This window comes from Pseudomonas sp. HD57-3 (genome assembly GCF_056113135.1).
Genome location: NZ_CM148568.1, coordinates 3665958 through 3689161, shown reverse-complemented (window position 1 = coordinate 3689161; position 23204 = coordinate 3665958). Strand labels below are relative to the sequence as shown.

The following is a 23204-nucleotide window of genomic DNA, read 5'->3' as shown; positions in this document are numbered from 1 at the left end:
ATTCCGTTGAATGATTTCTTGCAGGAACCACGATGTCCGATCCTAAACCTCTGCTGTTTGCACTCTATGAACAAGCCAGCGTCGGCTGCGGCGGTGCGCCGAGCCTCTGGACGCACCCGGCTGACGAACGCCTGGCGATCAACTCGCTGGGCTACTGGTCAAACCTGGCGCGGATTGCCGATCAGGCGCACCTCGATATGCTGTTCTTTGGTGATGTGCTGGGCTTCTATGACGTGTTTGGTGGCAACGCCGATGCGGCGATGAAATGGGCGGTGGAAGCACCGGCCAATGATCCGTTGATGATCATTCCGGCGTTGGCGGCCGTGACGGAAAACCTGGCGTTTGGTGTGACGGTGACCACCAGTTATGAGCACCCGTTTACCCACGCCCGGCGCTTCAGCACGCTTGATCACCTCACCAATGGGCGAGTGGGCTGGAACATCGTCACCTCTTACCTGTCCAGCGCCGCCCGCAATTTCGGGCTGGAGCAAATGATCAAGCATGACGATCGCTATGAGCGCGCCGAGGAGTTTCTCGATGTGGTGTACAAACTCTGGGAAGGCAGTTGGGCCGATGACGCCGTGGTTGCCGACAAGGCCCGCCAGCTGTATGCCAGGGGCGACCGGGTGCGCCCGATCAATCACGAGGGGGCGCACTATCGCGTGGCCGGGCCGCACCTGACCGCACCGTCGCCGCAGCGCACCCCGTTGCTGATTCAGGCGGGCTGGTCGGGACGCGGTCGAGAGTTCGCCGCCAAGCATGCGGAACTGATCTTCATCGCTAAATCCAACCCGCAGGAAATCCGTCAGGGCCTGGAAGACATCTGGGCCCAGGCTGAGGCGCGGGGGCGTCAACGTGAAGACGTGAAATCGTTGACGGTATTGCGCATCGTCACGGCGAAAACCGAAATCGAAGCCCAGCGCAAATACGACGAGTTGCAAAGCAACTATCACTTGCAGGCACAACTGGTCAGTTACGCCGGCGACACCGGTATCGACATCAGCCGCTACGCCGACAGCGATGCGCTATCGACGCACACCGAAGGCCTGACCTCTTACGTGATGCGCCCCGATGGCAGTGGTCAGCCGCTGACGGCGGGTGATGTGAAAAAGCGCTTCGCCAGCGTTACCCGTGGCAGCGACCTGATTCTTGTCGGTACACCGCAGCAAGTCGCCGAACGCATCGAAGAACACGCGCGAATTTCCGGCACCAGCGGCTACATGCTCAACCCGTTGATCAGCCCAGGCAGCCTTGAGGACTTTGTCGAACTGGTTATTCCCGAACTGCAAAAGCGTGGGCTGTATCGTACTCAACCGCAGAGTGGCACTTTCCGCTCGCGGTTGCGGGCAGATCACTCCAGCCACCTGCCTGCCTCGGCCTATGGGGCTTCGTTCCGCTTCGACAAGGCGCTTTATGGCTGACGCTATTTGACCGCATACACTTTGCGTACATAGCGCGTGCTTTTCCACGCGCACGGCGCACCGAGCGCAACAAACACGCTGTCGCCGGTATTGACGGTCACGCTCGAGCCCTCGGGTGTTTGCAACGTTACGCTGCCTTCGATCAGGTACATCAGCTCATTGAGCTTGTGCGGGCGACCGTGACGTTCGTAGGGTGTGGAGTCCCACACGCCGACACGCAGATCGGTCGTGGCATCTTCGAAGGCATTACCTGACCGGCATTGCGGTGTTGCACCGATCAGAATCTGTTGCTCCGGCGCGGCGGAGGGGGACAGGTGTGCCAGCGGGTCGAGCGGGGTCAGGCCGGGCGTTGCGGCTTTGGTGGCCATGGCGCAAAACGCCCAGCGGGTGCCGGGCTGTGCTTCGATCCGCACGTCCGTGCCCCGGCCGATGACCGCGCTGGCGCCGACGGCCAGTTGCAGTGTCCGCTCCCGGGATTTCAACGTCACGTGCCCCGCATGAACCACGATCACCTCGGTGTGCGGGAAGTCCTTGATATCAAGGCTTTCGCCTGCTTCGACGATGCCTGCAGATATGCCGTCGCTCCCTGACCAGGCGATCTGACGTCCGCTCGAGAAGGGGTCTGCAGCGTTCAAGGATTGCTGCTTGAAAGGGGTGTCGACGCGACTGCCATCGGCACGAGCCAGCAGCATGATGCAAGGTTCGGACATACGGGTGACGCTCCAGATATTGAGAGGATTTATTGAGGGGCGGCAAGCGCCAGCACGATAGTCAGCCGATGGCTTGAGTGACCAGGGCAAACTGCCGAACGCCATTGTTTGCTTGCGGTGCTGCACCGCGGGACATTTGGGCCACGGTGTCGACCTTCTTCAGGCCGGCTGCTTCCAGCCAGTCGGAAAGGCCACAATCCGCTGGAATATCAATGCGCACAAAGGCATCCGGTATCCCGGCCAGCAATGTGGCGATCAGGTGTTGGGCTTGCTCAAGGTTTTCGGCGATCAGCGGGCCGATGCAACGGCCGCGACCGAATGGGCGCAGCAGGGCGAAGGCGTGCAATTGACCGTCACGCACAATGCCCACCGAATGCTCGACGACAGAGAACAGATCGCTGAGCACCGCTCGCCGATCCAGTCCGCTCCCGGCATTGGCCAGTTCCAGCACCCGCGCATGATCCGACTCGCGCAGTGGGCGGCATTCTTCACCGTCTGCCAATGGCCCGGGCAAAGGGGCTTGCGCCTGGCCCTGGTGCTGCTGAATCCGGCCAAACTCGACAAAACCCTGACTGGCATACAGCGGTGCGCCGGCCACGGTTGCATTCAACATCGCTGTGCTTGACTGGCAAGCCTGCAGCGCGTGGTCCATGAGCTTTCGCCCGATGCCCTGGCCCTGGTAATCGTCACTGACAATGACCAGGCCAATGGTTGTGAAATCACCTTGCGGACAGGCGAACGCAGTGCCGATCAAACGCTCGCCATCGAGTACGACAAAGCCCTTGCTGACCCGTTGCAGCATGGCCCAGTCGTCAAGTCGATGAGGCCACTTCAATTGCACGGACAGTGCATGAGCCTTGGGCAGGTCGTCGGCAGTCATCGGCCGATAGACGTAGGAAGGGAGCGGGGTGGACATGGCGATTCTCCGATCAAGAGTGTGCGCTGGCGCCGGGTTTTGCGGCGAGGTGAAGCCTGTATCCCATCTGGATGAAAGCCTGACAAGGGGGCAGGGAATATTCGGCAGATTCCGCGAAGCACAGCCCCGAGCACCACACTTACTACTTAATCCGGGCCTTGTGTCGGCAGCAAATGCTTGGGCCTTTTTACCCTATAAAAGGCTTGTACCCAGTCTCGTCGCTCAGGCGCAGGATGTAGGTTCAAATCGCCTCAATTCAGAACCGGGCTGACAGGCGCCGCAGCAACTGATGCCAAGGCTGCGATGGGGCGCAGTTTCTGCGGGCAACGTCGCTGTCGGAAATCAAAAGCGCCAGATAAAGGCCCATAAGTGCGCATAAACAGGGGCTTTGCCCAAGGCTGGAGCGCACCGCAAAGTCTGCTGAGTGGAATGACCAAAACGGTGATTTGTATCGAACGGAGGTCGCTTTTAACGCCATCTGCTGATTTCACGGTGTTGTAATGACGGTGTGCTGCAGCGTTGCATCGCTACTGCGCAAACCAGGCAAATGCTTGTAGCGCCATTGACCTCAACGAACTTCAGGAACGCACTCAATGAGCTTTCTTCGCCCCAAATTCATTACCTTCGACTGCTACGGAACGCTGACCAATTTCCACATGGGCACAATGACCCGCGAACTCTTCGCCGATCGCGTTCCCGCTGAGCAGATGGATCAGTTCGTCAAGGATTTCTCGGCCTATCGCCTGGACCAGGTCATGGGCGACTGGATGCCGTATGACGAGATTCTCAAGACCGCTCTGGCGCGTACCTGCAAGCGTTGGGGAATCGAATACCGCGACGAAGGCCAGCTGTATTACGACGCTGTTCCGACCTGGGGCCCGCACCCGGACGTACCGGCCGGCCTGTCGAAAATCGCCGACAAGATTCCCTTGGTGATTTTCTCCAACGCCAGCAACAGTCAGATCATGTCCAACGTCGAGAAACTCGGCGCACCTTTTCACAAAGTCTTCACGGCCGAACAGGCACAAGCCTACAAACCTCGTCTGGCGGCGTTCGAGTACATGCTCGACAACCTCAACTGCGGCCCGGAAGACATCTTGCATGTGTCCTCCAGCTTCCGTTACGACCTGATGCCGGCCCACGACATGAAGATCAAGAACAAGGCCTTCGTCGCCCGTGGTCACGAAGTACCGGGCAACGCCTTCTACAGCTACCACCAGATCCCGGACATCGGCGGTCTGGCCGGACTGGTCGGCCTGTAACGACATCCTCATTGGCAAAGGCGGGATTGAACATGGGCAGTGAATCCTACTGGCTCGACAGCGCACCGGCCTTCACCGGCGCACAGCTCGGCGGTTTGCCCGGGCAAGTCGATGTGGCCATCGTCGGTGGCGGTTTCACCGGGCTGGCGGCGGCCCGGGCGCTGGCGCTCAAGGGCGCCAGTGTGGTGGTGCTGGAAGCCGGGCGCGTGATCGGCGAGGCCTCGGGACGCAACGGCGGGCAATGCAACACGGGAGTGGCGCAGGATTACGCCAGCCTCAGCGCCAGTCTCGGTGCCGACCGAGCGAAAGCCTATTACCAGGCTTACGAAAGTGCCGTGCAAAGCGTTGTGTCGCTGGTCGAGCAGGAGCAGATCGCCTGTGACCTGCTGCGCAACGGCAAGCTGAAACTGGCGGCAAAACCGCTGCACTACGAAGGCCTGGCCCGCACCTGCGAGCTGATCCGCAACGAAGTCGATGCCGATGTTGAATTGCTGTCTGCCGAACAGACCCGCACCGAGGTCAACTCTGCGCAGTTTCATGGCGGCCTGTTGCAGCGCAATGGCGTGCAGATGCACGTCGGGCGTTTCGGCATCGGTCTGGCAGAAGCGGCGGTGCGTCACGGCGCGCTGATCCATGAGGGCACCTCGGTGCTCGACTGGAAAGCCCGGGCCGGCGGTTATCAGGTCAACACCAGCAAGGGTTCGCTGCACGCCGGGCAGGTTCTGCTGGCGACCGGTGCCTGTCAGCACGGTGGTCTGGGCTGGTATCGGCGGAGAATCGTGCCGGTGGGCAGTTTCGTGATTGCCACCGAGGTTCTGCCGCGGGCGCTGATCGATCAGTTGCTGCCGGCGCGCCGCGCTTATGTCACCAGCCGAATGATCGGTAACTACTTCCGCCTGACCCCGGATAACCGTTTGCTGTTTGGCGGGCGCGCGCGGTTTGCCATGTCCGACAGTGTCAACGATGCCAAGAGCGGCAAGGTGCTGCAGGCGGCGATGGTCCAGATGTTCCCGCAACTGGCCGGCGTCAGGATCGATTACTGCTGGGGCGGCCTGGTAGACATGACCTCCGACCGTTTGCCGCGAGCCGGCCAGCACGGCGGCGTGTTCCACTCGATGGGTTACAGCGGCCACGGCGTGCAGATGTCGGTGCACATGGGGCAGGTGATGGCCGACGTGATGGCCGGCAATGCCGAGGCCAACCCCTGGCGTGAACTCGACTGGCCGGCGATCCCCGGGCATTTCGGCAAGCCGTGGTTCCTGCCTTTCGTGGGCGCCTACTACCGCTTTCAGGACTATTTGCATTGAGCTGATGTTGTGGCTTTACCGTCGTTTGCGTTTCCAGGACGTTCCGGCCAACCGGAACACTTGAGCCTTCTTAATTTCGACAGGTAGCACTGAAATGACTGATCACAAGAACGACTCACCATTGATCTCAGGCGAAGCGAGCCTGCGGGTATTCGAAGGCCTCAATCGCGGCATGTCACGCCGTCACGCGTTGCAAATGCTCGGCGTAGCCGGTGTAGCGGCTGCCGGTGCCGGCAGCCTGTTTGGTGCCGCGGGCAAACTGTTGGCCGACGATACGGCGACGCCGGGCAAAGGCAAGCCGGGTGGGCGGATACGTGTCGCCGGCATGTCCAGCTCCACCGCCGACACCCTCGATCCGGCCAAAGGCGCGCTGTCCACCGATTATGTGCGGCACTACATGTTCTACAACGGCCTGACCCGTTTTGACGCGCACCTGGTGCCGCAACTGGAGCTGGCCGAACGCATCGACAACACCGACGCGACCCTGTGGACGATCACCCTGCGCAAGGACGTGACTTTCCACAACGGCAAAACCCTCAGCGCGGCCGACGTGGTGTTCTCGCTGTCACGACACAAGGATCCGCTGACCGGCTCCAAAGTCATGCCGCTGATGGAGCAGTTCGCCGAAATCAAGGCCACGGGGGCCAACGAAGTACAGATTCGCCTGACTGCACCGAACGCCGAATTGCCGTCGATTCTGGCCGTCTCGCATCTGCTGATCGTTCCCGAAGGCACCACTGACTTCAACCAGGGCATTGGTACCGGACCGTTCAAGGTCAAGGAGTTCAAACCGGGCGTACGTTCGGTGGCCGCACGCAACACTGGCTACTGGAAGCCTGGCCTGCCGTACCTCGACGAAATCGAATTCATTGCCATCGGCGACGAGCCGTCGCGGGTCAACGCGCTGCTGTCCGGCGACGTGCACATGATCAACGAGGTCAACCCGCGCTCCACCGACCGGATCAAGGCCAGCGCCAAACACCGGGTCGTTGATGCGCCGTCGGGCAACTACACTGATTTGATCATCCGTCAGGATCAGCTGCCGGGTCAGAACGCCGATTTCACCCAGGCGATGAAGTACCTGCTCGATCGCGAACAGATCAAGTCGGCGGTGTTTCGCGGCTTTGCCGTGGTCGGCAACGATCATCCGATCGCGCCCGGCTCGCGCTACTACAACAGCGACCTGCCACAAACGGTCTACGACCCGGAAAAAGCCAGGTTCCTGCTGAAAAAAGCGGGCATGGAAAACATCAGCATGGAGCTGTTTGCGTCGCCTGCCGCAACGGGTTCCGTCGATATCGCAGTGCTGTTGCAGCAGTCGGCCAAACAGGCCGGGCTCAAACTCGACGTCAAGCGCCTGCCGAGCGACGGCTACTGGTCCAACCACTGGATGAAGCACCCGATCAGCTTCGGCAACATCAACCCACGTCCGAACGCCGACGTGATGTTCTCGCAGTTCTTCCAGTCGAAGGCACCGTGGAACGAGTCCGGCTGGAAGAACGAACAGTTCGATCAGTTGCTGATGCTCGCCCGCGGCGAAACCGACGATGCCAAGCGCGGCAAGATGTACGCGGACATGCAGACCCTGGTGCACGACCACTGTGGCATCGGCATACCGGTGTTCATCAGCAACATCGACGGCGTCGATCAACGGATCAAGGGCTACGGCAGCAACCCGCTCGGCGGCTTCATGGGTTACATGTTCGCCGAGCAGGTCTGGCTGGACGCTTGAACAGAGCCGTCGAAATGAACGGCAAGCCAGGTGCAGGAGGGTAGGCGATGAATAGCAACACACTGTGGTTGATCGGACGGCGGCTGGGCGCCGCGATCGTGACTTTGTTGATCGTATCGATGGTCGTGTTTGCGATCACGGCGGTACTGCCTGGAGACGCGGCACAACAATCCCTTGGCCAGTTTGCCACCCCGGAACAGGTGGCGGCGCTGCGCCTGAAACTGGGGCTCGATCAACCCGGTGTGGTGCGTTACCTGCACTGGTTGATGAGCCTGCTCAGTGGCGATATGGGCGTGTCGGTATCGAACGCGATGCCGGTTGTCGAGCTGATGGCCGGGCGCGTGCCCAACACTTTGATGCTGGCGGCCGCCACGGCGCTGGTGTCGGTGCCGGTGGCGCTGGTTCTCGGCATCGGCTCGGCGATGGGCCGGGGCGGGCGGATCGACAGTGTCCTGAGTTTCACCACCCTGGCCATGGTCGCGGTGCCGGAGTTTCTGGTGGCGACCCTCGCGGTGCTGATCTTTGCGGTAAACCTGGGCTGGTTGTCGGCGCTGTCCTATGCCAGCGACATCACTTCACCGTGGCAATTCATGCGCACCTACGCCTTGCCGGTGATGACGCTGTGCTGCGTGATCGTTGCGCAAATGGCGCGGATGACCCGCGCGGCAGTGATCGACCAGCTCGACAGCCCCTACGTGGAAATGGCCCGGCTCAAAGGCGTCAGTCCGATGCGCATCGTACTGCGTCACGCGTTGCCCAATGCCATCGGGCCGATCGCCAATGCGATTGCGCTGAGCCTGTCGTACCTGCTCGGCGGGGTGGTGATTGTCGAAACCATCTTCAACTATCCCGGCATCGCCAGCCTGATGGTCGATGCCGTGACCAACCGTGACATGGCACTGGTGCAGGCCTGCACCATGTTGTTCTGTACGGCTTATCTGGGTCTGGTGCTGATTGCCGACCTGTGCGCGATTCTGTCCAATCCGAGGCTGAGAAACCAATGAACAATCTCATTGTGAAGTCGACGCCCGCGGCCCCCGATCTGTCAGCCGGCAAGGTGTCTCACGGGCCCGTATGGCTGGGACTCATCGGCGCGGCTATCTGCGTTATCTGGTTGCTGGTTGCATTATTCGGCCCGTGGCTGGCGCCGCATCCGGTCGGCGAAGTGGTCTCGGGCAACGTGTTTGACAACATCAGCGCGGTGTACCCGTTCGGCACTGATTATCTGGGCCGCGACATGCTCAGCCGGGTGCTCGTCGGCGCGCGCTTCACTGTCGGCCTGGCGTTGATTGCGGCGGTGCTGGCCAGTGCGCTGGGCACCGGTTGTGCGCTGCTGTCGGTGGTGTCGCCGAAGTGGCTGGACGAAGTGATCAGCCGCTTGATGGACGCCTTTATCTCGATTCCGAGCAAGATGCTCGCGTTGATCATGGTTTCGGCGTTCGGCTCTTCAGTGACCCTGCTGATCAGCACGGCGGTGTTGAGCTTCGCCCCGGGCGCGTTCCGTATCGCCCGCAGCATGGCGGTGAACATCGAAGCGCTGGAGTATGTGCAGGTCGCCCGAACCCGTGGCGAGCGGCGCTTGTACATCGCCTGCGTGGAGATCCTGCCGAACATGCTCAACCCGGTGCTCACTGACCTGGGCTTGCGGTTTGGCTTCATCGTGCTGCTGCTCAGCGGCATGAGTTTTCTCGGGCTGGGCGTGCAACCGCCGGATGCCGACCTCGGTTCGCTGGTGCGGGAAAACATCGGCGGCCTCAATCAGGGCGCCCCGGCCATCGTCATCCCGGCGCTGGCCATCGGCACCCTGACCATCGGCGTGAATCTGTTCATCGACAGATTGTCGTCGCGACGTAGTCGCCGCACGGGAGGCCATTGAAATGACCCAATTGATTCGAGTTGAAGACCTGCGCGTGGTCGCTTGCGGCGAGCACGGGGAAACCGAAATCGTCAAAGGCGTGAGCTTTGCCCTGGAACAAGGTGAAGTGCTGGCGTTGATCGGCGAATCGGGCTCGGGCAAGACCACAATTGCCCTCGCTCTGTTGGGGTATGCCCGACGGGGCTGTCGGTTGTCCGGCGGCGTGGTACAGGTCGGCGAGCACGACATGCTCGCGCTCAGCGAGCAGCAATTGCAGGGCCTGCGCGGTAATCGGGTGTCGTATATCGCGCAGAGCGCTGCGGCGGCTTTCAACCCGGCGAAGAAGCTGATCGACCAAGTGGTGGAGGGCGCCTTGATTCACGGCCTCGGCACCCGCGCCACCCTTGAGGCCAAGGCCATTGAACTGTTCCGCGATCTGGCCCTGCCGGACCCGGACCACATCGGTCAGCGTTACCCGCACCAGGTGTCCGGGGGGCAACTGCAGCGGGTGATGGCGGCAATGGCGCTGATCAGTGATCCGTTGCTGGTCATCCTCGACGAACCGACCACGGCGCTCGATGTGACGACCCAGATCGACGTGTTGCGTGCGTTCAAGCGCGTGGTGCGTGACCGTGGCGCGACAGCGGTGTATGTGTCCCATGACCTGGCCGTGGTGGCGCAAATGGCCGATCAGATCGTCGTGCTCAATGGCGGCCAGATCTTCGAGCAAAGCGCCACGGCGGCGCTGCTCAAAGGCCCGAGTCATGAATACACCCGCAGTTTGCTGGCGGCCGCGCGGCCGGACACGACGATCCGCCCACCTTGCGGTATTGCCGAAGAAACACCGCTGCTGACCATTCGCGGACTGACCGCCGGTTACGGCAACAAGAACACCCAGGGCATGCCGGCCATTCGTGTACTGGAAGATATTGATCTGACCGTGCGCCGGGGCCAGGCGATTGGCGTGATCGGCGAGTCGGGTTCGGGCAAGTCAACGCTGGCCCGCGTGGTGGCCGGCTTGCTCACGCCAGCATTGGGCGGGCTGACCTTCGACGGGCAACCGCTGGGCGGTTGTCTGTCCGAACGCACCGACGAGCAATTCCGGCGAATCCAGATGGTGTTCCAGAACGCCGACACGGCGCTCAATCCGATGCATACCATCAGCACGATTCTGAGCCGGCCGCTGAAGATGTATTTCAACCTCAAAGGCGCGGCGTTGCGCGAGCGTATCGGCGAATTGCTGGATCTGGTGCGTCTGCCGCGAGCCCTGGCCGAACGTCGTCCGAACGAGTTGTCCGGCGGGCAAAAGCAGCGGGTGAACCTGGCGCGGGCCCTGGCGGCCAAACCCGATCTGATCCTCTGCGATGAAGTGACCTCGGCGCTGGACACCGTGGTCGGTGCAGCGATTCTTGAATTGCTCCGCGATTTGCGTCAGCAGCTCGGCGTGTCCTACCTGTTTATCAGTCATGACATCTCCACTGTGCGCGCGCTGTGCGACGACGTGGTGGTGATGTACAGCGGCCACAAGGTTCAGGCCGGCAGCCGCCAGTCATTTGCGCAGGCACCGTACCATCCTTACACCGATCTGTTGATTCACTCGGTGCCGGAGCTGCGCCAGGGCTGGCTGGAAACCTGCGGGACCACTTGCGGCGAACTGCCGCCCATCGGGCCCAAAGCCAATGTCGCCGAGCTGTGCACCTTCCTCAATCGCTGCCCGGTGCGTGTCGATGGCCTGTGCAACCGTACGGCACCCGAGCGCCGAATCATCGACGGTGGCAGTGAAATTCTCTGCCACCACGACAGCGTAGAACTGCTGAAAACCCAGCGGGACGTGACCACCTTGAATCAGGGAGCCTATGCATGAGTGCTCGTTTTGTGAGACTGGCCGAGCAGGGCCGGGTGACCGTCGGGTTGACCGTGGATGGCGTGCCCATCAAGGCGTTGCAGGGCGACACACTGATGGTCGCATTGCTCACTCAGGGCAATGCGTTGCGCCAGTCGGAATTCGATTCCGGTCGACGTGCCGGGTTCTGCCTGATGGGTGCCTGCCAGGATTGCTGGGTGTGGACGCGCAGCGGCGAACGTCTGCGTGCGTGCTCCAATGAAGTCCGTGAAGGGCTGGATCTCGTCACCACACAACCGGAGGCGACATGGCCACTGCACGGGTAGTTATCGTCGGCGCCGGCCCTGCGGGGATTCGCTGCGCCGAGACGTTGGTGAAGGCCGGCTTCAAACCGGTCCTGATCGATGAAAATCGCCGCGACGGCGGCCAGATCTATCGGCGCCAACCCGAAGGTTTCACCCGCGACTACCGCGCGCTGTACGGCACTGAAGCGGCCAAGGCGCGCGACCTGCACGAGAGTTTCGAGCGCTTGCGCCCACACATCGATTATCGCCCCGACACGCTGGTGTGGAATCTGGTGCCCAGGCAGTTGAGCTGCGTCAGTCAGGGTCACCATACGACGGTGGACTTCGACGCGCTGATCCTGTGCACCGGCGCCACGGACCGTTTGATGCCCATTGAAGGCTGGCAGCTGGCGGGCACCTACAGCCTCGGCGGGGCGCAGATCGCGCTCAAGTCGCAGGCGGTTTCCATCGGCCATCGCGTGGTGTTCATGGGCAGTGGTCCATTGCTGTATCTGGTGGCCAGCCAGTACGTGAAGGCCGGCGCCAACGTCGCTGCGGTGCTTGATACATCGCCGATGAGTAAACGCATCGTTGCGCTGCCGAAGATGCTCGCGCGGCCCGGGGTGTTGCTCACCGGGATGAAACTGTTGGCGCAGTTGTATCAGGCGAAAATACCGGTGCATCTGGGGATCAAGCCGGAGCTCATATCGGGAGATGCCACCCACGGCGTCAGTGGCGTGCGCGTGCGCTCAGCCAAAGGCGAAACCCTGGACATCGATTGCGATGCCGTGGCCCTGGGGTATCACTTGCGTCCGGAAACCCAGCTGGCCGATCTGGCCGGGTGTCGCATGCGTTTTGATGAAGCGTCCGGCCAATGGTGGCTGGCGCTTGATGAGGAGGGCCGCACTTCGGTCAGCGGTGTGTATGCCGCCGGCGACGGCGCAAAGATTCGCGGTGCCGATGCGGCTGAACATGCCGGACGTCTGGTGGCGATGGCGCTGCTGGAGGATCAGCAACAACCGGTGGATGCCGGTTTGCGCGCAGAGCAACGGCGTGCACTGGCGGTGATGGATCAGTTCCGCCTCGGTCTGGCGCAGGCATTTCCCTGGCCCGCCGAACAGGCCGGCGCCTTGCCGGATTCGGCGATCGTCTGTCGCTGCGAGATGATCAGCGCGGGCGAACTGCGCCGTACGGTCAGTGAAAAGGGCGCGTGTGAAGTCAATCGGGCCAAAGCCTTCAGTCGGGTCGGCATGGGCCGTTGCCAGGGCCGATACTGCTCGCAGGCCGGCGCCGAAGTGATTGCCGCCGCGGCCGGCGTCAGTGTTCAGCAAGTCGGCCGCCAACGCGGTCAGGCCCCCGTCAAACCGTTGCCGATGGTCATCATCGAGGAACCGACATGAACCCGCAGAAAAGTGATGTATTGATTATCGGCGGCGGCATCATGGGTGCGGCGTCAGCGTTTTTTCTGCGCCAGCGAGGACACTCCGTGACCCTGCTCGAGCGCGACCAGATTGGCCAATACGCCAGCGGCGTCAATTTCGGTAACGTACGGCGTCAGGGCCGTTATCTGGGGCAACTGGAATTGGCCAACCGTTCGTTTGCGCTGTGGAAGCGCTTGCCGGAGCTGATTGACGACGATCTGGAGTTCATCGCCAGCGGCCACATGCGCGTGTGTTACCGCGAAGACGAAATTGCCGAGCTCGAAGCGTATGCCGCTGCACCGGAAGCGGCGCAACTGGATCTGCAGGTCTATCGCGGCGCTGAACTGCATCGGCGCTTTCCGTTTCTGGGGCCGGACGTGAAGGGGGGCTCCTACGCACCGCACGACGGTCACGCCAACCCACGTCTGGCGGCGCCGGCATTTGCCCGGGCGGCGCGGCGGATCGGTGCGCGTATCGAAGAACAGACCGAAGTGGCCCAGGTGCAGAAAACCGCAGGCGAGTTCAGCGTCACCACCACCGATGGCCGGCAATATCGCGCCGCACAACTGCTGATCACCGCCGGCGCCTGGGGCGAGAAACTGTCCGCGCAGTTCGGCGAACCGGTTCCGCTGGACACCCATGGCCCGCAGATGGCGGTGACAGAACCGGTGCCATACGCCTTGCCGACGGTGATTGGGGTGTTCACCAAAATCCCTGAGGAAGTCATTTATTTCCGGCAGATTCCGCGCGGCAACATCATCATTGGCGGCGGCTATCGCAGCAAACCGGACATGCTCAATCGCCGCGCTTATGTCGAGCCGCGCAGCATCCTCAACCAGATCCGGCAAATGCGCCGACTGCTGCCGGGTGTCGGCAATCTGAACATCATCCGGGTCTGGAGCGGCATCGAAAGCTATCTGCCGGACTCGCTGCCGATCATGGGGCCAAGCGGTACGGTCGATGGCCTGTATTACGCATTCGGCTTCTGTGGTCATGGCTTCCAGTTGGGGCCGGGCGTCGGTGACGTCATGGCTGAGTTGATCAGCACCGGCAGCACTTCCACGTTGATCGAACCCTTTTCCATACGCCGGTTCGCCCCCTTGGCCGAACAACGGAGCAAAGCCTCATGAAACCCCGTGTACTGGAGATTCTCAAACGATTGATTGCGTTCGATACCGTGTCGTCGGAGTCGAATATGGCGTTGATCGAGTACGTTCGCGAGCTGCTGCTGAGCAAGGGCATAGAGTCGCTGATCGTCAAGGACGAAAGCGGCAAGAAGGCCAACCTGTTTGCCAGTACCGGTCCGAAAGACCAACCGGGCATTCTGCTGTCCGGACACACCGACGTGGTGCCAGCAGCGGGGCAGGCGTGGACGGTTCCACCGTTCCAGGTGACGGAGCAGAACGGGCGGATTTACGGGCGCGGCAGTTGCGACATGAAAGGCTTTATCGCGCTGGCCATCGACGCCATGCTTGAGGCTGCCGAACATTCCCTCAGCCGTCCGCTGCAACTGGCGCTGTCACACGACGAGGAAATCGGCTGCGTTGGCGTGCGGCGTTTGCTCGATGTGCTGCATCTGGCGCCAGTGCGGCCGTTCCTGTGCCTGATCGGCGAACCGACCAACATGCAGTTTGTGCTGGGGCACAAGGGCAAGGGCTCGTACCGTACCTATTGTCGGGGGCTGGAGGCGCATTCTTCGCTGGCGCCGCGCTCGGTCAACGCAATCCACGTGGCCTGCGATTTCATTGCAGCGTTGCGTGAATCCCAGCGTCAACTGCAGGAGCAGGGCGCCCGGGATGCCGATTACGACGTGCCTTACACCACCGTGCACGTGGGCCAGATCGGCGGTGGCCGGGCGCTGAATATCGTGCCGAATCTGTGCACGGTGGATTTTGAAGTGCGTAATTTGCCGGCCGATGATCTGGAACAGATTCTCGCGCAGATGCAGGAGCGTGCTGAGGTGATCGTGCGCGAGGCGAAGAAGCTCTCGAGCGTGGCGGCCATCGAGATTGAAACGGTCAACGTCTACCCCGGACTCGACACCCACCCGAGCGTCGAAGCGGTACGGTTCCTGAAAAATTTCGCGGCGCCGGATACCGCGACGTCCAAGGTTTCGTTCGGTACGGAAGGCGGGTTGTTCAAGCAGCGTCTGGATGTGCCTGTGGTTGTCTGCGGGCCAGGTTCGATCGAGCAGGCGCACAAGCCAGACGAGTTTATCGAGATCAGTCAGATGGAAGCGGGGGAGCGCTTTCTGGAGGGTTTGCTCGGTTCGCTGAAACGATAGAAAACAGCAGTTCTGCTGTTCCACCGCCAATTTCAGCAGCCGACACTGTCCGCTACGCGCTTTCAGCATCCTCATCCGTCGAGTCTCCCTAGACTGGAATCTGTCTCGGATCAGGACTCGACCATGCTCAAGAATCGTTTGAAAGACCCCGGTCTTCTCGCAGAACTCGCTTATGTGAACGGCCAGTGGATCGGCGCCGATGACCGCGCGACCCTGGATGTCGTCGACCCGGCCAGCGGCGAATTGATCGGCCGCGTGCCCGCCATGCAAGGCGTGGAAACCCGACGCGCCATCGATGCCGCCGAGCGGGCCTGGCCCGCCTGGCGAGCACGACCGGCCGCCGAACGTGCGGCGCTGCTGGAGCGTTGGTATCAGGCGATGATCGACAACCTCGACGATCTGGCGCTGATCATGACCTGCGAACAAGGCAAGCCGCTGAACGAAGCCAAAGGTGAAATCCGCTACGGCGCGGGTTTCGTCAAATGGTTTGCCGAAGAGGCGCGGCGGATTTACGGCGAAACCATGCCGGCCCCCAGCGGCGACCGCCGACTGTTGACCCTCAAGCAACCGGTGGGTGTCTGCGCGGCGATCACACCGTGGAATTTCCCCAACGCGATGATTACCCGCAAGTGTGCACCGGCCCTGGCGGCGGGGTGCCCGATCATCGTCAAGCCGTCGGATCTGACGCCGCTGTCAGCGCTCGCATTGGCGGTGTTGGCTGAGCGCGTCGGCATTCCGGCCGGGGTGTTCAATGTGCTGACCGGCATGCCCGCCGGGATTGGCGAAGAGCTGACCGGCAATCCGACGGTGCGCAAGATTTCCTTCACCGGCTCCACGGCGGTGGGCCGATTGCTGATGCGCCAGAGTGCCGAACACATCAAGCGGTTGAGCCTGGAACTCGGCGGCAACGCACCGTTCATTGTGTTTGACGACGCTGATCTTGAGCAGGCGATTACCGGGATCATGCTGAGCAAGTTTCGCAACGCCGGGCAGACCTGCGTCTGCGCCAATCGGATTCTGGTACAGAACGGCATTTACCCGCGTTTTGCCCAGCGTCTGGTCGAGGAGGTCGGCAAACTCAAGGTCGGCAATGGCCTGCAGGACAACGTGACCATCGGCCCGCTGATCAACAAGGCGGCCGTGAGCAAGGTGGCCCGCCACATCGATGATGCCTTGAGTCAGGGCGCGCAGCTGCTTTGCGGCGGCGTTCCGCAGGGCGACAGTCAATTTGTGCAACCGACGGTGCTTGGCGATGCCCACGCCGGCATGCTCCTGGCCAACGAAGAAACCTTCGGCCCGGTCGCGCCGCTGATGCGGTTCACCGACGAAGCCGAAGCCTTGGCGCTGGCCAACGCCACGCCGTTTGGTCTCGGCGCGTATTACTTCACTCAAGATTTGCGTCGCTCATGGCGTTTCGGCGAAGCGCTGGAATTCGGCATGGTCGGCCTCAACACCGGAATCATCTCCATGGAAGTCGCGCCGTTCGGCGGCATCAAGCAATCGGGGCTGGGCCGTGAAGGCAGCAAATACGGTCTTGATGAATACCTTGAAGTCAAAGCCTTCCACATCGGCGGCTTGTAACTTCACAACAACGGGGAGCCACAACTGATGAGCAAGGTCTTCAAGATCGCCGCGATTGCCGGCGACGGGATTGGCAAGGAAGTGCTGCCCGAGGGGCTGCGGGTTCTGGAGCAGGCCGCGAAAAAATGGCAGCTGGACTTGAGCATTGAAGTGCTCGACTGGGCGCATTGCGATTACTACCTGGAACACGGGCAGATGATGCCCGATGACTGGTTCGAACAGCTCAAGGGTTTCGACGCGATTTACTTCGGTGCCGTGGGCTGGCCGGAGAAAGTGCCGGACCATATTTCCCTGTGGGGGTCGCTGCTGAAATTCCGTCGCGACTTCGACCAGTACGTGAATATCCGCCCGGTGCGCTTGTTCCCCGGGGTGCCATGCCCGTTGGCCGGGCGCGAACCGGGGGACATCGATTTCGTGGTGATTCGCGAGAACACCGAAGGCGAGTATTCATCGGTCGGCGGCAAGATGTTCGAAGGCACCGAGCATGAGTTCGTGCTGCAGGAATCGGTGTTCACCCGCCGGGGTGTCGACCGGATTCTCAAGTTTGCCTTCGACCTGGCCCAGACCCGGCCACGCAAGCGCTTGACCGCAGCGACCAAGTCCAACGGCATTTCGATCAGCATGCCTTATTGGGACGAGCGCACCGCGCTGATGGCTGCGCAGTACCCGGAAGTGACGTGGGACAAGCAGCACATCGATATCTTGTGCGCGCGGTTCGTTCTGCAACCGGATCGGTTCGATGTGGTGGTGGCGTCCAACCTGTTCGGCGACATCCTCTCCGACCTGGGGCCGGCGTGTGCCGGAACCATCGGCATTGCGCCGTCGGCCAACCTTGATCCGCAGCGACGTTTTCCGTCGCTGTTCGAGCCGGTGCATGGTTCGGCGCCGGACATCTATGGGCAGAACATCGCCAACCCGATTGCGATGATCTGGTCCGGGGCGCTGATGCTCGATTTTCTGGGCAACGGTGACGAGCGTTATCGCGCAGCACACGACGGGATCCTGCTGGCAATCGAGCGGGTGATCGCCGAGGGACCGATTACCCCGGACCTGGGCGGGAAGGGCTCGACCCAGGATGTCGGCAGGGCCATCGCCGAGTTCCTCTGAAGCATCGTCATCCTCTGCATGAGTGAGCCTGCTCGCTCGTGCAGAGGGTCTGAATCAGTAACCTTTGTCGCGGTCGATCTGACCGCTTATGGACTCGCCGCGTTCGAAGCGGCGGATATTTTCCAGCAGGACAGCAAATGCACTATCCGGCTGGGTCATTGCCGCGATATGCGGCGTCAGCAGAATCTGCGGGTGGTCCCAGAAAGGATGATCCGCCGGCGCCGGTTCGTTCTGCACCACATCCAGCACCGCGCCGCTGAGTTGCCCGCTGTCCAGCGCTTCGAGCAAGTCTTCTTCCACCAGATGCCCACCGCGCCCCATGTTGATCAGTGCCGCGCCACGCGGTAATTGGCGAAAAAACTCACGATTGAGAATGCCACGGGTCTGCTCGGTCAGCGGCAATACGCACATCACAATGTCGCACTGGCTCAGAAACGCCGGCAGTTGCTCGCGACCGGCAAAGCACTCGACGCCGGCAATCCGATGCGCACTGCGCGCCCAGCCCTTAAGGGCAAAGCCCAAGGGCTGCAAGGTGGCGAGAATCTGCTGCGCCTGAGTACCGAGGCCCATCACTCCCACCCGACGCTGATGCGCCGGCTGCAACAGATGCGCCTGCCAGCACCGCGCCATCTGCTGCTGGCGATAGCGCAACATATCCCGGTGCAAAGCGAGCACGGCAAAACTGGCGTACTCGCACATGCCTTGAGTAATCCCGGGATCGAGCAGGCGCACCACCGGAAGACTCGGCGGGATGCGGCTCAGGTCCAGTTGATCGACGCCGGCCGACAACGCAAACAACACCTGCAGATTCGGCAGCACGGTCTGCAGCTCTTCCGGCGCCTGCCACGCCGCCAGGTACTTGATGTCTGCGGGATCGCCGATGTCCGGCCAGGCGCGCCATTCGATGTCCGGGGCATGTTCGGCGAACAGTGCTTTCCACCGTTCGCCGCGCACGGGGTCAGCTTTGTAAAGCAGGGCCATGGTCAATTCCTGAGGAGGTTGAAGGTGCTCCCATGATCGCCCAACGCCAGAGCAGGATCTGTCGAAAGCAGCGCTGCGAACACTGCGCGTCACCTCATATCCGCACGCGGCCGGCAGATTCGGCGGCCTGAAGGAATCTGCCGTTTGGCAGGGTGAAAACAGTCGATCCGGATTTCTCAGGGGCCAAGTTCGGCGTTGTTCGTTCCGCACAAGTCTTAATCTTAAGATCCTCTGTAACCACCTCCTGCATTCACTCCGGGCTGCCGGATTCACGAAGGGAAATGCCATGAACAGCCAAGTCGACCAAACGCCTCATTTACTCCGTCAGCGCGATCAGTTCGTGCCACGCGGACTGGTCACCGCTCATCCACTGGTGATTGATCGCGCCCAAGGGGCTGAATTGTGGGACGTGGACGGCCAGCGTTATCTGGATTTCGTCGGTGGCATCGGCGTGCTGAACATTGGCCATAACCATCCCAAAGTGGTTGCAGCGGTGCAGGCCCAATTGCAAAAAGTCTCGCACGCCTGCTTTCAGGTGGTGGCCTACAAGCCGTATCTGGATCTGGCCCAGCGTTTGTGCGAAATGATAGGTGGCGAGGAACATTACAAAGCAGCGTTCTTCACCTCCGGCGCCGAAGCCGTGGAGAACGCGGTGAAAATCGCCCGCGCTCACACCAACCGCTCTGCGGTGATCTCCTTCCGCGGCGGTTTTCATGGACGCACCTTGCTCGGCACCACGCTGACCGGCATGAGCCAGCCCTACAAACAGAACTTCGGGCCATTCGCGCCGGAGGTGTTTCATACGCCCTATCCAAATGCCTATCGCGGCGTCACCAGCGAGATGGCGCTCAAGGCGCTGGACGAGTTGCTCGCCACTCAGGTTGCGGCGGAGCGGGTTGCGGCGATTATCATTGAACCGGTGCAGGGCGACGGTGGCTTCCTTGCGGCGCCGGCGCAGTTCCTTCAGGCATTGCGCGAGTTGACCCACAAGCACGGCATCGTGCTGATCCTCGATGAAATCCAGACCGGATTCGGCCGCACCGGCAAGTGGTTCGGTTTCCAGCACGCCGGCATCCAGCCTGACCTGGTCACCGTCGCCAAGAGTCTGGCCGGGGGGCTGCCGTTGTCGGGCGTGGTCGGCAGAGCTGAAATCATGGATTCGCCACTGCCCGGAGGCCTCGGCGGCACCTACGGCGGCAATGCACTTTCCTGCGCCGCGGCCCTGGCGGTGATCGACGCTTATGAAGAAGAGAAACTGCTCGAACGTGGCGATGCATTGGGCAAACGCCTGCGTGAAGGTTTGCTGCAGTTGCAGCGCCGTCACCCGCAGATCGGTGACGTACGCGGCACCGGTTTCATGCTGGCCATCGAGCTGATCAAAGACGATGAAGCACGCTCCCCGGATGCGGATCTGAATCAGCGTGTGATCGATGAAGCGCGCAAAGGTGGCTTGCTGGTGATCAAGTGCGGCGTCTATCGCAACGTCTTGCGCTTCCTCGCGCCACTGGTGACGACCGAAGCGCAGATCGATGAAGCGTTGCAGATTCTGCAGGCTGCATTGGCACGGGTATTGAACTGATGTCCGCCGGGTTCAGCCGCGCGGTCGCTGGCCAGCGTCGCTGAACCTTTTTGGCGCACGGATTGATGAAACGCATCATCGGAGGCTGTGTACACCATGGGGCTGACTGATTATCGAGCACTGCTCATCGATTGCGACGAAGTCCTGGTTGACCGCGATTCGGGTGTCTGGGCAGCGCTGCAGCCGTTGCTCGACAGCCGGGGCGGGCGCCCGGACAAGGAACAGGTGCTGGGCGAATTTCGCGAGGTGGTGCAGGGGCTCTATCCCCGCTTTGCCGAACTGGGCTTCAGTGGATTGCTGTGTTTTGCCCATCGCCAATTGGCCGAGCGCTGGAGCCTGAAAGCCAGTTGGGAGGAGGGCATGAGTTTCGCGCGTTCTGCTGCCAACTGGTCATTGTTCGAAGACGCACCGGGAGCGATGCTGTACTTGCGCAAGTTTTATCGCCTGTTGGTGGTGGGCGATCGGGATGCCGAGGATCGCGCCGTGTTGTGCGAGCATCTGGGGATTGTGGCCGATGACTTTATTTCGCTGGCCAGCGATCCGCTGCGGGACGAGGAATGGTTGAATGCCAACGAGCTGAAGCCGGTACACATCCTGCGGGTGACCCGACCCGCCGCCCGCGGCCCGGCGCTGACCGATGTGTGTCTGATCGGTCGCGAACGGGGTAAACAACCGACCCCATGCGCTGCGGATTATTGCATCAACAGCATGGCTGACCTGGTCGCACAACATCAGCTGTCTTTACGGCGCTGATTTTGCTAGTAGATTGTCCTACAAATGGCAGTCAAGAGGTTCGCAATGGAAGGTTTAGTCAAACTGGACCGCATCGACATCAGTATCCTGGTCGAGTTGCAGAAGGACGGGCGCATGACCAATGTCAGCCTGGCCGACGCCGTGGGATTGTCGGCCAGCCCCTGTCTGCAACGGGTCAAACGGCTGGAATCGGCCGGGTACATTTCCAGCTACAAGGCACACCTGAACCTGGCGAAGATCACCGAATCGGTAACGGTCTTCACCGAAATCACCCTGAGTGACCACAAGCGCGAAGACTTCGCCAAGTTCGAGTCGAACATTCGGTTGGTGGATGAAGTGCTCGAGTGCCATTTGATCAGTGGTGGCTACGATTATCTGGTGCGCTTCATGACACGCAGTATTCAGCACTATCAGGAAGTGATTGAAAGCCTGCTGGATAAAAACATCGGCATCTCCAAGTACTTCAGCTACATCGTTATCAAGTCCCCGGTGCTCAAGGACGGTGTGCCGTTGCGCAAGTTGTTGCGGCACTGAAGCTCCCTACATCCATCAGGCGCAAACAGGGGGGGACAGCTGACTGTCCCCCATTGTGTGCTAGCCACCAAAGCCGACGATGGCTTTGGTTTCCAGATATTCCTCAAAGCCGTAGACACCAAATTCACGACCATTGCCGGATCGTTTGTAGCCACCGAACGGGGCCATGGGATTCCAGGCCGGGTGGTTGAGCAGCACTTGTCCTGCGCGGATGCGTGAGGCAACGGCGCGTGCATGATCAAGGTCGCGGGATTGAACGTGGGCGCTCAGTCCATACACCGTGTCGTTGGCGATCGCGACAGCCTCATCGAGCGTTTCATAGGCAATGATGCACAGCACGGGCCCGAAGATTTCCTCCTGGGCAATGCGCATGCTCGAATCAACCTCGGAAAATACAGTCGGTCGGGCATAGAAGCCCGTTTCATGGCCGGGCATCCGTCCTGGTCCGCCGCAGACGAGTTTGGCCCCTTCACTCAGGCCCGATTCGATCATGGCTTGCACACGCTTGAACTGAGCCTCATTGGCTATCGGACCGAGTACCGTCTCTTCCGATTGCGGATCCCCCACGATGATCGCGTTGGCGGTTGCGGCGGCCAGCGCCTCGACTTCCGCGAGCCGGTCCCTTGGTACGATCATTCGGGTCGGGGCGCTGCAGGATTGCCCGACATTGCGAAATGCCGTCATCACGCCCAGTGGCACGACGTTGGCGAAGTCGGCATCAGGCAGCAGCACGTTGGGTGACTTGCCGCCCAGTTCCTGAGTGACGCGTTTCACCGTAGGGGCGGCCGCCTGTGCGACCAGCGCGCCTGCACGGTTTGAACCGGTGATCGAAATCATATCGATATCCGGGTGCGCAGCCATGGCGCCGCCGACCTCGGAGCCCGTGCCATTGACCAGATTGAAGACACCCGGTGGCAGGCCGGCGTCATGCACCAGTTGGGCGAAAAGAAGGGCGCTCAGCGGTGACAGTTCGCTGGGTTTCAGCACCACAGTGCATCCGGCGGCAATCGCCGGGGCCACTTTGGCGGTGATTTGATACAACGGCCAGTTCCAAGGGGTGATGAGACCACAGACGCCAATGGGTTCGCGTTCAATCGCGGTGCCGCTTTCAACCGTCTGGAAGCGATAGGTGGACAGCAGATCACGGGCAATCCGAACGTGTTCGGCCGCCAAGGGCACTTGCATCGCTCGGGCAAAACCGATGGCAGCACCCATTTCCAGAGAGAGTGCCTGCGCAAGCGACTCTTTTCGCTCAAGGATCAGGTCGTAAATCTTCCCAAGAAAACCCGCGCGCGCTTCGGCGGCGGTCGCAGACCAGCGAGGAAACGCCGCACGCGCCGCAGCGACGGCCCGATCAACGTCTGCGGCCGACCCGCTGGCAACCTCTGCAACTACGCTTTCAGTCGCCGGATTGACCACGGGCGAACTGCCAGGCGTTGCCGGCGAACACCAGCCACCATTGATATAAAACTGTTGAAACGTATGCGAATCCACGGGGTAGGTATTCGAAGATTGTGTTGTCATCCAACTAGCTCCTTAAAGGACTGATGGGGGCTGTTAACAGCAGGGGGAGGGAGGGCAGAGCGGCGCCAGGGCACCGGTACATGCGGTGCCCTGTGGTTTGAATAAGCTAA

General features: G+C 61.3%; 20 protein-coding genes. 16 read left to right on the top strand and 4 right to left on the bottom strand.

Annotation, left to right across the window (positions count from 1 at the left end):
* The first annotated feature begins 32 nt into the window (after positions 1–32).
* Positions 33–1421 carry an LLM class flavin-dependent oxidoreductase gene (locus AC0R79_RS16470; RefSeq protein ID WP_474730606.1) on the top strand — a complete coding sequence of 463 codons (1389 nt, stop codon included), beginning with the start codon at positions 33–35 and terminating at the stop codon, positions 1419–1421.
* A gap of 2 nt (positions 1422–1423) precedes the next feature.
* On the opposite strand, the gene AC0R79_RS16465 is transcribed toward AC0R79_RS16470, so the two are convergent.
* Complete coding sequence (locus tag AC0R79_RS16465) at positions 1424–2131, bottom strand: cupin domain-containing protein (protein WP_474730604.1); 708 nt, start codon at positions 2129–2131, stop codon at positions 1424–1426.
* A 61-nt stretch (positions 2132–2192) separates the two neighbouring features.
* Positions 2193–3047: a GNAT family N-acetyltransferase gene (locus tag AC0R79_RS16460; protein WP_433897811.1), complete on the bottom strand. Its 855-nt coding sequence runs from the start codon at positions 3045–3047 to the stop codon at positions 2193–2195.
* Positions 3048–3640: 593 nt separating this feature from the next.
* Between AC0R79_RS16460 and AC0R79_RS16455 the strand changes: the two genes are divergently transcribed.
* From AC0R79_RS16455 to AC0R79_RS16400, 12 genes are all read left to right on the top strand, one after another.
* A complete protein-coding gene (locus tag AC0R79_RS16455) occupies positions 3641–4309 on the top strand; it encodes a haloacid dehalogenase type II (RefSeq protein ID WP_085603584.1) in 669 nt (222 codons plus the stop codon).
* A gap of 32 nt (positions 4310–4341) precedes the next feature.
* Entirely contained in the window at positions 4342–5616 is a 1275-nt protein-coding gene (locus AC0R79_RS16450; protein WP_474730602.1) for an NAD(P)/FAD-dependent oxidoreductase, read from the top strand.
* 94 nt (positions 5617–5710) lie between these two features.
* Positions 5711–7348 (top strand): ABC transporter substrate-binding protein, encoded by a 1638-nt coding sequence (locus tag AC0R79_RS16445; RefSeq protein ID WP_474730600.1) that lies wholly within the window; start codon positions 5711–5713, stop codon positions 7346–7348.
* 47 nt (positions 7349–7395) lie between these two features.
* Complete coding sequence (locus AC0R79_RS16440) at positions 7396–8352, top strand: ABC transporter permease (RefSeq protein WP_085603594.1); 957 nt, start codon at positions 7396–7398, stop codon at positions 8350–8352.
* Positions 8349–9224, top strand: coding sequence for an ABC transporter permease (locus AC0R79_RS16435; protein WP_085603597.1), 876 nt, complete (start codon positions 8349–8351; stop codon positions 9222–9224). Before AC0R79_RS16440 ends, AC0R79_RS16435 begins: the two co-directional genes overlap by 4 nt.
* A gap of 1 nt (position 9225) precedes the next feature.
* The gene (locus tag AC0R79_RS16430; RefSeq protein WP_375747162.1) at positions 9226–11067 is read left to right on the top strand and encodes an ABC transporter ATP-binding protein; all 1842 of its coding nucleotides are present in this window, start codon (positions 9226–9228) and stop codon (positions 11065–11067) included.
* Positions 11064–11372, top strand: a complete 309-nt coding sequence (locus tag AC0R79_RS16425) for a (2Fe-2S)-binding protein (RefSeq protein ID WP_240871822.1) — start codon at positions 11064–11066, stop codon at positions 11370–11372. The genes AC0R79_RS16430 and AC0R79_RS16425 overlap by 4 nt, the downstream gene beginning before the upstream one ends.
* The gene (locus tag AC0R79_RS16420) at positions 11354–12730 is read left to right on the top strand and encodes an FAD/NAD(P)-dependent oxidoreductase (protein WP_474730598.1); all 1377 of its coding nucleotides are present in this window, start codon (positions 11354–11356) and stop codon (positions 12728–12730) included. The genes AC0R79_RS16425 and AC0R79_RS16420 overlap by 19 nt, the downstream gene beginning before the upstream one ends.
* Positions 12727–13881 carry an NAD(P)/FAD-dependent oxidoreductase gene (locus AC0R79_RS16415; RefSeq protein ID WP_127798195.1) on the top strand — a complete coding sequence of 385 codons (1155 nt, stop codon included), beginning with the start codon at positions 12727–12729 and terminating at the stop codon, positions 13879–13881. The genes AC0R79_RS16420 and AC0R79_RS16415 overlap by 4 nt, the downstream gene beginning before the upstream one ends.
* Positions 13878–15035 carry an acetylornithine deacetylase gene (gene argE, locus AC0R79_RS16410; protein ID WP_474730597.1) on the top strand — a complete coding sequence of 386 codons (1158 nt, stop codon included), beginning with the start codon at positions 13878–13880 and terminating at the stop codon, positions 15033–15035. The genes AC0R79_RS16415 and argE overlap by 4 nt, the downstream gene beginning before the upstream one ends.
* 123 nt (positions 15036–15158) lie before the next feature.
* Positions 15159–16616 (top strand): NAD-dependent succinate-semialdehyde dehydrogenase, encoded by a 1458-nt coding sequence (locus tag AC0R79_RS16405; RefSeq protein ID WP_221533246.1) that lies wholly within the window; start codon positions 15159–15161, stop codon positions 16614–16616.
* A gap of 27 nt (positions 16617–16643) precedes the next feature.
* Positions 16644–17723 carry a tartrate dehydrogenase gene (locus AC0R79_RS16400; protein ID WP_474730595.1) on the top strand — a complete coding sequence of 360 codons (1080 nt, stop codon included), beginning with the start codon at positions 16644–16646 and terminating at the stop codon, positions 17721–17723.
* Positions 17724–17777: 54 nt separating this feature from the next.
* Here the strand turns inward: AC0R79_RS16400 and AC0R79_RS16395 are convergent, their stop codons facing one another.
* On the bottom strand, positions 17778–18704 hold the full coding sequence (locus AC0R79_RS16395; protein ID WP_474730593.1) for a 2-hydroxyacid dehydrogenase: 927 nt from the start codon (positions 18702–18704) through the stop codon (positions 17778–17780).
* 286 nt (positions 18705–18990) lie between these two features.
* Here AC0R79_RS16395 and gabT point away from each other — a divergent pair, with 286 nt between their 5' ends.
* The 3 genes from gabT to AC0R79_RS16380 all read left to right on the top strand — a co-directional run bounded on the left by gabT (position 18991) and on the right by AC0R79_RS16380 (position 21570).
* Positions 18991–20283, top strand: a complete 1293-nt coding sequence (gene gabT, locus AC0R79_RS16390; protein WP_474730592.1) for a 4-aminobutyrate--2-oxoglutarate transaminase — start codon at positions 18991–18993, stop codon at positions 20281–20283.
* Positions 20284–20379: 96 nt separating this feature from the next.
* The gene (locus AC0R79_RS16385; protein WP_127798190.1) at positions 20380–21036 is read left to right on the top strand and encodes an HAD family hydrolase; all 657 of its coding nucleotides are present in this window, start codon (positions 20380–20382) and stop codon (positions 21034–21036) included.
* 45 nt (positions 21037–21081) lie between these two features.
* Positions 21082–21570, top strand: coding sequence for an Lrp/AsnC family transcriptional regulator (locus tag AC0R79_RS16380; RefSeq protein ID WP_027616181.1), 489 nt, complete (start codon positions 21082–21084; stop codon positions 21568–21570).
* 60 nt (positions 21571–21630) lie between these two features.
* Here the strand turns inward: AC0R79_RS16380 and AC0R79_RS16375 are convergent, their stop codons facing one another.
* On the bottom strand, positions 21631–23094 hold the full coding sequence (locus AC0R79_RS16375) for an aldehyde dehydrogenase family protein (RefSeq protein ID WP_474730590.1): 1464 nt from the start codon (positions 23092–23094) through the stop codon (positions 21631–21633).
* Positions 23095–23204: the final 110 nt, after the last annotated feature.